This window comes from Faecalibacterium sp. IP-3-29 (assembly GCF_023347335.1).
In the GTDB taxonomy this organism is placed as follows: Bacteria; Bacillota; Clostridia; order Oscillospirales; family Ruminococcaceae; genus Faecalibacterium; species Faecalibacterium duncaniae.
Genome location: NZ_CP094471.1, coordinates 836,111 through 848,779, shown reverse-complemented (window position 1 = coordinate 848,779; position 12,669 = coordinate 836,111). Strand labels below are relative to the sequence as shown.

The 12,669-nt window shown below is 55.5% G+C and carries 14 protein-coding genes; 7 read left to right on the top strand and 7 right to left on the bottom strand.

Features of this window, described 5'->3' with window-relative positions; translation table 11 throughout:
* Positions 1-247 precede the first annotated feature (247 nt).
* Positions 248-970: a trehalose operon repressor gene (treR, locus tag MTP40_RS03925; RefSeq protein WP_156061933.1), complete on the top strand. Its 723-nt coding sequence runs from the start codon at positions 248-250 to the stop codon at positions 968-970.
* A gap of 269 nt (positions 971-1,239) precedes the next feature.
* On the opposite strand, the gene MTP40_RS03920 is transcribed toward treR, so the two are convergent.
* Positions 1,240-2,637, bottom strand: a complete 1,398-nt coding sequence (locus MTP40_RS03920; RefSeq protein WP_156061932.1) for an ATP-binding protein — start codon at positions 2,635-2,637, stop codon at positions 1,240-1,242.
* A gap of 481 nt (positions 2,638-3,118) precedes the next feature.
* Here MTP40_RS03920 and MTP40_RS03915 point away from each other — a divergent pair, with 481 nt between their 5' ends.
* From MTP40_RS03915 to MTP40_RS03890, 6 genes are all read left to right on the top strand, one after another.
* Complete coding sequence (locus tag MTP40_RS03915; RefSeq protein WP_425292980.1) at positions 3,119-3,508, top strand: hypothetical protein; 390 nt, start codon at positions 3,119-3,121, stop codon at positions 3,506-3,508.
* 45 nt (positions 3,509-3,553) lie between these two features.
* Entirely contained in the window at positions 3,554-4,048 is a 495-nt protein-coding gene (locus MTP40_RS03910) for a hypothetical protein (RefSeq protein ID WP_227622341.1), read from the top strand.
* A 276-nt stretch (positions 4,049-4,324) separates the two neighbouring features.
* On the top strand, positions 4,325-6,325 hold the full coding sequence (gene metG, locus MTP40_RS03905) for a methionine--tRNA ligase (RefSeq protein ID WP_249259870.1): 2,001 nt from the start codon (positions 4,325-4,327) through the stop codon (positions 6,323-6,325).
* A 3-nt stretch (positions 6,326-6,328) separates the two neighbouring features.
* Positions 6,329-7,288 carry a DMT family transporter gene (locus MTP40_RS03900; RefSeq protein ID WP_207684885.1) on the top strand — a complete coding sequence of 320 codons (960 nt, stop codon included), beginning with the start codon at positions 6,329-6,331 and terminating at the stop codon, positions 7,286-7,288.
* Position 7,289: 1 nt separating this feature from the next.
* On the top strand, positions 7,290-8,111 hold the full coding sequence (locus MTP40_RS03895; RefSeq protein ID WP_207684886.1) for a TatD family hydrolase: 822 nt from the start codon (positions 7,290-7,292) through the stop codon (positions 8,109-8,111).
* 114 nt (positions 8,112-8,225) lie between these two features.
* Positions 8,226-8,459 (top strand): hypothetical protein, encoded by a 234-nt coding sequence (locus MTP40_RS03890; protein WP_005933001.1) that lies wholly within the window; start codon positions 8,226-8,228, stop codon positions 8,457-8,459.
* Positions 8,460-8,536: 77 nt separating this feature from the next.
* Here the strand turns inward: MTP40_RS03890 and MTP40_RS03885 are convergent, their stop codons facing one another.
* The 6 genes from MTP40_RS03885 to MTP40_RS03860 form a co-directional block, all read right to left on the bottom strand.
* The gene (locus MTP40_RS03885) at positions 8,537-8,833 is read right to left on the bottom strand and encodes a type II toxin-antitoxin system RelE/ParE family toxin (protein WP_097770883.1); all 297 of its coding nucleotides are present in this window, start codon (positions 8,831-8,833) and stop codon (positions 8,537-8,539) included.
* Entirely contained in the window at positions 8,823-9,104 is a 282-nt protein-coding gene (locus tag MTP40_RS03880; RefSeq protein ID WP_249259869.1) for a type II toxin-antitoxin system prevent-host-death family antitoxin, read from the bottom strand. Before MTP40_RS03880 ends, MTP40_RS03885 begins: the two co-directional genes overlap by 11 nt.
* A 69-nt stretch (positions 9,105-9,173) precedes the next feature.
* Positions 9,174-9,635 carry a GNAT family N-acetyltransferase gene (locus MTP40_RS03875; protein WP_249259868.1) on the bottom strand — a complete coding sequence of 154 codons (462 nt, stop codon included), beginning with the start codon at positions 9,633-9,635 and terminating at the stop codon, positions 9,174-9,176.
* Between the two features lie 78 nt (positions 9,636-9,713).
* A complete protein-coding gene (locus MTP40_RS03870) occupies positions 9,714-10,532 on the bottom strand; it encodes an ABC transporter ATP-binding protein (RefSeq protein ID WP_330220935.1) in 819 nt (272 codons plus the stop codon).
* A 7-nt stretch (positions 10,533-10,539) separates the two neighbouring features.
* Positions 10,540-11,463 carry an ABC transporter permease gene (locus MTP40_RS03865; RefSeq protein ID WP_005932996.1) on the bottom strand — a complete coding sequence of 308 codons (924 nt, stop codon included), beginning with the start codon at positions 11,461-11,463 and terminating at the stop codon, positions 10,540-10,542.
* A gap of 17 nt (positions 11,464-11,480) precedes the next feature.
* Positions 11,481-12,587 (bottom strand): ABC transporter substrate-binding protein, encoded by a 1,107-nt coding sequence (locus MTP40_RS03860; RefSeq protein WP_249259866.1) that lies wholly within the window; start codon positions 12,585-12,587, stop codon positions 11,481-11,483.
* Between the last annotated feature and the right edge of the window lie 82 nt (positions 12,588-12,669).

The window sequence follows — 12,669 nt, the reverse complement described above, 5'->3', positions numbered from 1 at the left end:
GGGCATCTTCGAACTTGTTCATACGGGCATCTTCGAACTTGTTCATACGGGCATCTTCGAACTTGTTCATACAAGTTCTCCTTACAGCCACAGGATACCAGACTTGTTCATACAAGTCAATATGCTTTTGCAAAAAAGCATTGCAGAATGCCTATTTTCGGCACTGCTCACAAGTTACCCCCTTGAAATTTAGCCGAAAAGACGGTATACTAAAGTAAATGTTTGAACAAGTTGCGAGGTACACACCATGCCAAAGGCAAAATATGATGGCATTTATCACAGCATCAAAAAACGCATCGAGGCGCAGGATTACCCCTATCAATCGCTGTTGCCCAGCGAGAATACCTTAATAGAGGAATACGCCTGCTCCCGCAACACAGTTCGACGCGCATTGGCGGAGCTGGTAGCCGACGGCTATGTGCAGACCATGCAGGGGCGCGGCGTGCGGGTCATCTACCAGCCGGTGGGCAAAACGACGTTTACCATCGGCGGCATCGAGACGTTTCAAGAAACCGCCCGCCGCAACCACCTTCGCGCCGTGACGAAGGTCACGAAGTTTGAGACTGTCATCGCAACGGAACAGTTTGCCGCGGAAAGCGGATTTTCTGAGGGCGATGAATTGTGGGCGGTACAGCGTGTGCGTTATCTGGACGGAAAAGCACTGATTCTGGACATCAACTACTTTTTAAAGGAGTTTGTCCCCGGCCTGACACCGGAAATTGCCGCAAACTCTATCTACGATTATATTGAGAACACACTGGGAATGCAGATCATCACCAGCAAGCGCCGCATCACGGTGGAGCACGCCACCGCCCGCGACGAAAATCTGCTGGACATGGGCACCTATGGCTGCGTGGTCGTCGTCGCAAACCAGACTTTCAACGCCGCCGGTCTGCTGTTTGAGTACACCCAGTCCCGCCACCAACCGGACTATTTCTGCTTTCAGGACATTGCCACGCGGAAAAAGTGAGCGGCAGACACCTGGCGCAGGGGGATCCACCTGGGATTTTGCGCTGGGCCGGGGCTCCGGCAAAATGGGTTTTAGGGTGTCCCTGAATCAGAATCTGTTTTATCCACAGTCATCATATATCTTCTTTTGGGCCGAGATCCTTCTAGGGATCCGTTTCAAAATGAACTGCAAGCCGCTATGGATCATCTTGAAAAAATCAAAGGTCTTTTATAATCACTTCAACAAGAAACGCTCCTGCCAGTTTTACACCGACAAGAGCGTTTCTTGTGTTATTCAAAAATATCGGCAAGGGTAAGCAGCTGTACTTCTCCGCGTTCCTGTGCCTGAAGTAGTCCGTCCGTAAATCCGCCTTTCGAGAAAATGTAGTAGTGGTAGTTTGTTCCTTTCCCAAAGACTGCTGCATATTCCCGAATCAGTTCCAGTTCGTCCAAACCGATTTTTTCATTACGGTATTTGCAGGAGCCAATGATATAGTCATTGCCCGCAACCGGCGTTCCGACAATGTCGATCTGGATCTGCTTCTTTTTTTGAGGGTCGGTTCCCCACCACTGCCCGATCTCACTCAACTCGATAGGAAGATCATTCGCATAATAGAGCAAGTAGTCTTGGCACATCTTCTCAAAAATCAGACCCATATAGTCTGGAAAATACTGCTTCACCGCATGGGGGTAGGTCTTTGCGATCCGCCCCGAATCAATGGCACTTGCATTGACCGGCACAAAACGGTACCAAAAACGAAAAAAATTGTCCGCCAGAAGATAGATCGTTTTTTTGCCCGGTTTCTCTGTGATCGGCGTTTCCTTTTTGACGATTCCAAGGTCTATCAACGTTTTGAGGTACTTCGCCACCACAGAGTTTTCTTCACCAACCTTCGTGGTGATATCATTCAGGCGAGAAGCCCCCTCTGCAATTGCCTTGATGATTGCATTATAAATTGCCGGTTCACGCAGCTCCTGCTTTAACAGGTTGGCCGGTTCCTCATAGAGGTAGCTGGAACGGTCAAACAAGTTTTCCATCAGTGCTTCATCTACGCTGTCCCGAACATCCAATTTGTTGATATAATGCGGAACGCCGCCTGTAATGCCATAAATCAGGGCGTTGTCTTCCTCGGACAGATTCGGATGGAATACCGCAGTTTCCCTATAATCCAGCGGCATGATCTTGAATTGCGCTGTTCTGCGCCCATACAGAGGGCTTTCTTTGCCCAAGACCTGACTTTCCATAAAACTCATGGACGAGCCACACAGGATCAGGTACATTTGGGAATCTGTCCATTTATGGTCGATGATGTGCTGAAGCATTGCGGAAATAGCGGGTTTAGCCTTTGCAAGATAAGGGTACTCATCAATTACAAATACGATTCGCTGCTCCTTGGAGAGAGCTGTCAGTTCGTCCAATGTTGCATCGTAGGTTGTAAATTCCGGAGATGATTCTGCATTGGGTCGTTCAAAACTCATGATTGCCTTGGACAAGGCTTCCAGATTTTCTTTTCCGGTCGTATTCAAGGCAGAGAAGAAAATGGTCGGTTTGTCCTTGCAGAATTCATTGATCAGCGCAGTTTTTCCGACACGGCGTCTGCCGTAAATGACAACGCATTCAAACTTTCCATTCTCATATCGTTTGTTTAACTTCCGAAGTTCCTCATCGCGGCAGTAAAATTGGCTCATTTTGTTCCCTCCCCAAAGTGTATTTATCGAATTTATATACTCGTAAGTTAGTTTCTTACGAGTATAATACTTCATTTCTTACATAAAGTCAAGAAATATATTTTTGACGGCTCATCGAGAAACAGGAACGATACTTCCTATTTTCCTCAAAAATTGTGAACTCTGAGTTCCTGTTCATTTCGTTCCGCATCGGTTACAATACAGCCATAGCCTCGGCAAGCGTTCAAAGCAGCCCTCAAGCTATCCCGCCCCTTGAAAATTGAACACGCATTCTTCAGTCACGTTCCTGTGATGATGAGCCACGTCCGTAACAAATGCGATGATCTCCCACTGAGGGAATGAGCGGTAGGTTGACGGTAAATACGAAGCCGTTGACCCTATGTGTGGAAAGCGTCAGCATCAATACGTTTCTCCCGGCACGGTTCGTTCGGTTCACAAAATTTTGAGAAGTGCCTTTGAGCAGGCTGTAAAGTGGGAACTTATGGAAAAGGATCCCTGTGTTTATGCCACCTTGCCCAAATACACTGCAAAGAAGCGTGATATCTGGACTGCCGAGACCCTGTTCCATGCCTTGGAAGTGTGTAATGATCCACGGCTCCGGCTCTGCATCAACCTCTCCTTCTCTTGTTCTCTGCGCCTTGGCGAACTGCTCGGTTTGACTTGGGATTGCGTGGATATCTCTCCTGAAAGCATCGAAGCCGGGCGAGCCTCCATTTACATAAATAAGGAATTGCAGCGTGTAGACATTGCTTCGCTAAAAATCTTGCAAAGAACCTATAAACCTCTATACATAAGCAGCGGCAGCTTTCCGATTTGGAAAACCGCCGCTGTTTTACTTTTTCCATGTCTTGCACATCAGTCCCCGACATGATACACTTCTATAAAAGGGGTGGTCGGCATGGAGCAGGTGCACACAATGCGGAAATATGAATATTATGACCGTGATACCCTTTGCAGTATCATTGACGTAGATTTCACCACAAAGCAGGTGCGTGTGGAAAACAAAGTGGATTCTATTCTGGACACCGCTTTCGGGGTCAACACGGAACCCACTTGGGATGATTTTCTGATTTTTTTAGAGAGTCGTTGTATTCCAAGAACTCGCTGCGGGCTTAACTATTACCTTGATGCTGTCGGGGTTTCCGAATATGATCCGATACAGCTAATGGAAAAGACACATGGTCGGATGGCAGAAGATCATAGGATAGCAATTCCTGACCGTATCTTTTTGTTAATAACTATCTCGTTTATATACACACACCGAGTCAAAAGCCGTTTTGCAGAACACTTTACCAGGAGAGTTGACAAACTCGCCGTTTTTGCGTATTATAATAGGAACAAGGGGGTCGTGTGCCCCTTTGGCAAAAAGCGAACAGCCTTGACGAGGAGAGTACGCCCCGCCTGCGCCTGACAGAAAGCCCGAAGGATGGAACCGGGCAGGTGAGCACGGAGTGGAAGATGGCCTCTGAGCTGTGGGGGTGAAGCGGCACGCCGCCAAGCCCCCGCCGGGTGCGCCCGTTACCGCGCAGAGGCCGGGTTCATCCCGGCACGCAAGGCCATGCCTGCAAGGGCGCGGCGAAGCAAGGTGGTACCACGGAAGTTCAGCTCCCGTCCTTGTCCGGTGCATTCCGGCAGGACGGGAGCTTTTTTGTGACACAGCCACAACAGAAAGGAAGAATCATCCCCCATGAGCGAACACAACACATTCTACATCACGACCCCCATCTACTATCCCAGCGACAAGCTGCACATCGGCCACAGCTACACCACCGTGGCCTGCGACGCGCTGGCCCGCTTCAAGCGGATGCAGGGCAAGGAAGTCATGTTCCTGACCGGCACCGATGAGCATGGCCAGAAGATCCAGGACAAGGCCGCCGATGCAGGCGTGACCCCCAAGGAGTACGTTGACCGGATCGTTGCCACCGTCAAGGATCTGTGGAAGCTGCTGGATGTCAGCTATGACCGCTTCATCCGCACCACCGATGACTACCATGTGGAGACCTGCCAGAAGATCTTCACCCAGCTGTATGAGCAGGGCGATATCTACAAGGGCGAGTACATCGGCCACTACTGCAAGCCCTGCGAGAGCTTCTGGACCGACAGCCAGCTGGTGGACGGCAAGTGCCCCGACTGCGGCCGCGAGGTCTATGATGCCCACGAGGAGGCCTACTTCTTCAAGACCGGCAAGTATGCCGACCGCCTGCTGAAGTACTACGAGGAGAATCCCCAGTTCATCCAGCCCGAGAGCCGGAAGAACGAGATGATCGCCTTTATCAAGCAGGGCCTGCAGGACACCTGTGTTTCCCGCACCTCTGTCAAGTGGGGCATCCCCGTTCCCTTTGACCCCAAGCACACCATGTATGTCTGGGTCGATGCGCTGAGCAACTATATCTCCGCGCTGGGCTACGGCAACGAGACCTACCACGATTACAACAAGTTCTGGCCTGCTGACCTGCACATGGTGGGCAAGGAGATCCTGCGCTTCCACACCATCCTGTGGCCCGCCATGCTGATGGCTCTGGATCTGCCGCTGCCCAAGCGCGTGTTTGGCCACGGCTGGCTGCTGATGAACGGCGGCAAGATGTCCAAGTCCGTGGGCAACGTTGTGGACCCCGTGGTCCTGTGTGACCGCTACGGCGTGGACTCCATCCGCTACTTCCTGCTGCGTGAGATCCCCTTTGGCAACGACGGCATGTTCACCAACGAGGCCCTGATCAACCGCATCAACAGCGACCTGGCCAACGACCTGGGCAACCTGCTCAGCCGCACCGTTGCCATGTGCGAGAAGTACTTCGGCGGCACGGTCCACAAGGCCGCTGGCACCGTGGCCATCGACACGGAGCTGGAGACCATGGTCAATGAGCTGCTGGGCAAGGTCACTGCCGATATGGACAACCTGACCATCCCCCAGGCCCTGATGGAGATCTTTGCCGTGATCCAGCGCGCCAACAAGTATATCGACGAGACCGCTCCCTGGGCTCTGGCCAAGGACGAGGCCAACAAGGCCCGTCTGGAGAGCGTGCTCTACCACCTGTGCGAGGCACTGCGTGTGGCAGGCATCCTGCTGAACGCTTACCTGCCCTCCACCGCTCCCAAGATGATGGATCAGCTGGGCCTGTCCACTGCCGACATCGACCTGAGCAAGGCTGCCTACGGCGTGCAGGAGACCTACACCGTCCACAAGGGCGATGCCCTGTTCCCCCGCATTGATGTGGCCAAGGAGATTGCCCACCTGAAGGAAGAGGACGAGAAGCGCAAGGCCGCTGCCGAAGCTGCCAACAAGGCCAAGGCCGAAGCCGAAAAGGCTGCTGCCGCCCCCGCCGCTGAGGAGAGCACCGTTGATTTTACCCACGAGGAAGAGATCGACTTTGACACCTTCTGCAAGGTGGAGCTGCGCGTGGCCGAGGTGCGTGCCTGCGAGAACCTGAAGGAGAGCAAGAAGCTGCTCCACCTGACCGTGTTTGACGGCGAGCGTGAGCGCTGCATCCTGTCCGGCATTGCCAAGTGGTTCAAGCCGGAGGATCTGATCGGCAAGAAGATCGGCATCGTCTGCAATCTGGCCCCCCGCCCCATGCTGAAGGGCAAGTATGTCAGCGAGGGCATGATCTTTGCTGCCGACACCGCTGACGGCGGCTGCTCCATCGCCTTCTACGGCGACAACACCCCCGTTGGCAGCCGCATCCACTGAGCCATGGAGACACAGCTGAGCCGCGCCGAAAAGCTGGACCGGCTTTTCGGCACACCGGCCTTTGCCGTTATCATTGCCATTCTCTGCAACGCCATGTGGGGTTCGGCTTTCCCTTTCATCAAGCTGGGCTACCGGCTCTTTGCCATCGACACCGCTGACACGGCCTCCATTCTCTGCTTTGCAGGGGTACGGTTCATGCTGGGCAGTGTGCTGGTACTGGGCGGCAGCCTGCTGCTGGAGGGCAGGCTCCCCGCCATGCCCAAGGGGAAGATCCTGGCCGAATGCTGTGCATTGGGCCTGTGGCAAACCACAGCGCAGTATGCCTTTTTCTACAGCGCTGTTGCCCTGCTCACCGGTGCCTTTGGGGGCATCCTGAACAGCACCCAGAGCTTTCTGGGGGTCATCTTCGCCCATTTCCTTTACGGCAGGGCTGACCGCATGACCCCGGCCAAGGCGCTGGGCTGCGGCATCGGCTTTGCGGGCGTTCTCATCGCCACGTTGGGCAACCACGGCGGCGGCAGCGCCCGGGGCGTAGCCTATATGCTCATTGCCACCGTCCTTTTCACGCTGGCAGGCCCCTGGAACAAATCCGTCACCCGCCGGGCAGACAGCTTTGCCGTCTGCTTTGTGAACCTGTTCGTGGGCGGTGCAGCCCTGTTCCTGCTGGGCGCTGTTCTGGGCGGACGGCTGGAACACTGGTCTGTGCTCAGCGTGCTGGACCTGCTGGCGCTGGCTTTCATCTGCGGCGCGGGCTACATCGTCTGGGCCCTGCTGATGAAGAACAACCCCGTCAGCCGGATTGCCATCTTCGGGTTCGTGAACCCGGTGGTGAATGTCCTGCTCAGCGCCCTCATCAATGGGGAGCCGCTGTTCCGGTGGCAGTATCTGGGGGCGCTGGTGCTGGTCTGCATCGGCATCTGGCTGGTAAACAAGGCCCCCGCCAAAAAGGAGCGTGCCCTGTAATATGGAATACCCCATTTTTGATACCCACGCCCATTACAGCGCCCGTGCCTTTGACGCGGACCGCTTTGCCCTGCTGGACAGCCTGCCCGGCAAAGGGGTGGTGGGCGTGTGCGAGCAGGCCACCCATTCGGGCGATGCGCCCAAGGTGCTGGAGCTGGCCCACAAATATCCCTGGGTGTACGCCGCCGTCGGCATCCACCCGGAGAGCCTGCTGGCCCCGGAGGATTGCGGTGAGGAAGGCCCCGCCCCTACTGTCTCGGTATACAGCGGCGACTGGGCCGCAGAGATGCGTGCCCTTGCCCCCTATTACGAGGACCCCAAGGTGGTGGCTGTGGGGGAGTGCGGACTGGATTACCACTGGCCCGTGCCCAAGGATGCCCAGCTGGCGCTGTTTGAGGCCGAGATCCGGCTGGCACTGGAACTGGACAAGCCCATCATCGTACACGACCGCAGCGCCCACGCCGATGTCTACGCCTTGCTGAAAAAGTACCGGCCCAAGGGCATCGTCCACTGCTATTCCGGCAGCGCCGATGACGCGCTCTGGCTGGCAGAGCAGGGGCTCTACATTGGCTTTGGCGGGGCCTGCACCTTCAAGGGGGCCAAGCGTGCCGCCAAGGCCATTGCCACCCTGCCGCTGGAACGCATCGTCCTGGAAACTGACTGCCCCTATATGGCCCCGGAGCCTGTCCGCGGCACCCGCTGCGACAGCTCCCTCATCCGCTATGTGGGCGAGCATATCGCCAGCACCAAGGGTGAGGAACCGGAGCAGGTGTTCCGGCAGACGGTGGAGAATGCCTGCCAGGTATATAACCTCTCCGTCTGAAACCGACAGCAGCCGTGCATAGAGGGCAGGGCCTATCCGTTATCTACAAAAGCATTAAGCTTCTGTATAAATCAAGCAATAAACTACAAATAGTCAATTAAGGAGATATCACTTATGAAAGCTCGTATTCCGCAGCACCGTGAATTCATCATCAACTTCCCCGACACTGTTGACAACGCCAAGGCCAACGAGGGCTGGGCAAAGCTGCAGCAGATCGTGGAGGACTACAAGAAGGACCACAACGGTGCTTCCGTCTACGCACCCAGCTTCATCGAGGACTGCGAGCCTGCCGTCAAGAAACTGCAGGAAGAGTATGGTTTCGAGTACACCGTTGAATACGTGAAGTAAGTTCTGAGTTTTCAGTATATTGCATTAAAAAGAGCAGAGTGTTCCAGCCAGCTGGCTGGAGCGCTCTGCTCTTTGTTTTATTCCAGGTACTGCGGCAAATTCCATGAGCCGCGCAGTACACGGTGGATCTCCACCACCTTGACGTTCTCATTGACATGGTAAAACACCAGATACTGGTCTGCCACCAGCTTGCGGTAAGTCGGGTCAAGGGCATAGACTTCACACATCCGTGGGGTATCCCCCAGCTTTGTGATCTTTTCCCGCATTTCTTTCAGCACACGGCGGGCCGTTTGGGGGTAGAAGCCGGACAAATACCGGGCAATGTCATTCAAGTCCTGTACAGCAAGGGGCAGGTATTTGATCTTATACGTCATACTGTTCGTGGAGCGTCTCCCATACGCTTTCATGCTCTGTCCACTGCGTGTTGGGGTTTGCCGCCTGCTGTTTTGCCTTGGCAAGCTCCTCGGCAACATACCGCTGGTGCATGAACTCCTCATACTTGGCGTAGTCCTCAATGTTGATGAGGACGGATTCCCCACGACCATGATTTGTGATAATAACATGATTGTGGTCTTTCAACATCTCTGAAATTTCCGCGTAGTGGTTGCGCAGATCACGGGATGGGCGAACAAATGTCTGCATCATAAGTGACACCTCCTGTCAAAAGCATTGTATCACATTATGACTACATATACAAGGATCATTACAATCGTTTTATTTCAGCTCCATATTGATGGACTTTTCCGTAAAGCCATAGTTCCGGTACATCTCATACGCCTTTTTATTTCTGGCGTTCACCTGCAGTTCTATGGTGTCGCATCCCTTTTCTGCTTTGAGCTGTTTCACCTTATCAAAGAACTGGTGCCCGATGCCCTTCCCGCGATACGCCTCATCCACCGCCATGGTACTGACGAACAAAATATCTTTCGTCACCTGTGCCGGGCCTTCCACATGGCGCTTGAAGACTTCCAGAACACCAACAACGATGCCGTCCGTCTCGGCAATATACCAGCTGTCCCCTTTCAGGAGCTGAGCAAACAACCCTTTTGTGATCAACGGACTAGCCGGTTTGTAGACATCCGGCCGCCACTCGACATGCATCTGCTGCACCTGATCCATAATAGCAGAAAATCGGTCATAATCCTGCATCTGCGGGGTACGGATCGTAATTTTCATCTCGTTTTCTCCTTGTTGTATTAAAAATACCCTGTCTGACACGGTTTTGGGTCCAGACAGGGCATTTTGAGTTTCTTTTCAGTTGCCCGCTTCCACCTTGCTCAGCAGGATGCGGTCATTGTCCAGGGCCTTACCGGCGTTCTCGCGGAATTTTTCCAGCAGGTCGTCCACGGTCATCTTCCTGCGCTCCTTGCCCTTGACATCGAACACGATGCGGCCGCCGTCCATCATCAGGGTGCGGTTGCCCAGCTCGAGGGCCTGATGCATGTTGTGGGTGACCATCAGGCAGGTGATCTTTTTTTCTGCCACGATGCTCTTGGTCAGCTCCAGCACCTTCTCCGCCGTGGCAGGGTCCAGGGCTGCGGTGTGCTCGTCCAGCAGCAGGAGCTTGGGGGTAACGAGGGTGGCCATGAGCAGGGTCAGCGCCTGCCGCTGGCCGCCCGAGAGCAGGCCCACCGGCTGCTTCATCCGGTCCTCAAGGCCCATGTTCAGCAGGGCAAGTTTTTCCCGGAACAGTTCCTTATCCTTGCGGGAGATGCGGGAGAAGATGGCGTGGGGGGCGGTTCCTGCCCGGAGATAGGCCAGCGCAAGGTTTTCCTCAATGGTCATGTTGGGGGCCGTGCCCTTGAGGGGGTCCTGGAACAGGTGGCCAATGACCTTGCTGCGCTCGTACTCAGGCGCAAAAGTGATGTCCTGCCCGCCCAGCACGATGCTGCCCTCGTCGGCAATGAAACCGCCGGTGATGGCGTTGAACATGGTGGATTTGCCCGCGCCGTTGGAGCCCACGATGGTGGCAAAGTCGCCTGCCTCCATGTGCAGGCTCACACCGTTCAGGGCCACTTTTTCGTTGACGGTGCCGGGGTTAAAGGTCTTGTGCAGGTTGTTCAGCTCCAGCATTTCCATCTCAGTGCACCTCCTTCCGGGCATTGTGCTTGCGCTGCTCAAAGGCAAACTTTGCCCGGATGGCGGGCATCGAGATGGCCACAGCCACGATGAGGGCGCTCACCAGCTTCATGGCGGCGGCGGGCACATTGAAGCGCAGGGCCACGGCCACGATAAAGCGATACAGGCAGCTGCCGAACACCACGCCCAGCACCCGGCGCACCATGGTGCGCTTGCCCACCAGCGTTTCGCCGATGATAAGGGAAGCCAGTGCAATGGTCACCATGCCGGTGCCCACGTTGATGTCGCTGCTCTTCTGGTACTGGGCCAGCAGGCCGCCGGAAAGGGCGGTCAGTGCGCCCGAGATGCACAGGCCTACTGTGATGGTGAAGGCCGGGTTGATGCTGGAGGCCCGCACCATGGCGGCGTTGTCGCCGGTGGCGCGGATGGAAAGGCCCAGCCGGGTGCCCAGGAAACCCACCATAGCGGCACAGGCGATCACAATGACCGCCGCCGCGATGACCAGCTTATACCAGCCGCCCGTAAAGGCCAGTGCGGATTTTGCCAGCGAGAACACCGTATCGGTCTTGACCAGGGACATCGTGGACGAAAAGCCCATGACCGCCAGATTGATGGTATACAGGCCGGTGTTCACGATGATGCCTGCCATGATGCTCTCAACGCCCAGACGTGTCTGCAAAAAGGCGGTGACAAAGCCCGAACACACACCCGCCGCCATGGCCGCGAACAGGGCCAGGATGGGGTGGCCTGTCAGCGCCACCTGGCAGGCCACGGCACAGCCAAGGGTGAAGCAGCCATCGGTGGACAGGTCGGCAATGTTCAGGATCGAATAGCTCAGAAACAGCGCCAGCGCCACCAGACCGTAAATGCAGCCCAGCTCCAGCGCCGTCTGGATCACGTTGAGCGAAAAGATACTCGCCAGCATGGTTGATGTACTCCTTTTTAGAAATTCTCCTGCGTGGTCACTACCACAATTTCGGTGCAGTAGGGCTTGAAGGCTTCCTTAATCATGTTCAGGGTATTGTCGTCCATGCCCAATGCTGCGGCCGTTTCTGTATTGATGGTCACGATGCCGTTGTCGAAGGTCTGATAGGGCAGGTCTGCGGGGGTCTTGCCGCCGCAGAGCAGCTCCACCACCATATCGGCGGTGGCCTCGCCCAGCTGGACGTAGTCCACGCCGTAGCCCACAAAAGCACCGTTCAGTGCAAAGCTGTCCGCGCCGGTGAAGTGCTGAATCCCTGCCTCCAGGAAGGTCTCATAGATGGACAGCTCGGCGGTCATCACGGTGTTGTCGGTGGGGGTGAACACTGCCTTGACACCGGCAGCCACAAGGGCCTCGGCAGCCATCTGCACCTCAGCCGTGGTGGTACCGTTCTTTTCAATGTACTTGATGCCCTTGCTGTCGCAGAACGCCTTGGCATCGGCGATGGCCTGGGTGGAGGCATCCTGGCTCAGGTCGTACAGCAGGCCGATGGTGTCGATGTCGGGGTTGATGGCAGTGATGAGGTTCATAATGGCCTCGGTGTTCAGGGCATCGGAGGTGCCGGTGATGCCCTCCTCCCCGTCAAACCCGGCGGAAACAGGATCGGTGACGGCAGAGTAGACCACAGGGATGTCGGTATCTTCCACAGCGGCCAGCATGGTGGCGGCGGTGGGGGTGGCCACGGCCACAATGACATCTACCTGGTCGGCCACGAGGTCTGCACCGATCTGGTTCAGGTTGGACTGGTCAGCCTGGGCGTTGGCGTAGTAATCGGCATAGTCGAAGGTCACGCCCTTCTCCGCGCCCACCTCATCCAAACGGCTCTCAACAGAGGCCACGATCTGGTTCAGGGAAGCATGATCCACATAGTTGACGATGCCCACCTTAAAGGTCTGGCCTGCCTCAGAAGCGGCGGCAGCGGAACCGGCAGCGCTGGAAGCGGTGCTGGATGCTGCGGCAGAAGAGCCGGAGGAACCGCAGCCGGTCAGGCCCAGTGCGGATACGACAGCGGCTGCGGCGGTAGCCTTCAGGAAGCTGCGGCGGGAGATCATGTTCATGGTTTTCATAGCGGTTGCTCCTTTCCCGGAGCGGGCGGCCCAAAAATAAATAAAACCCACTCCACCTGCGGAACGGGTAAAATAAAAACGG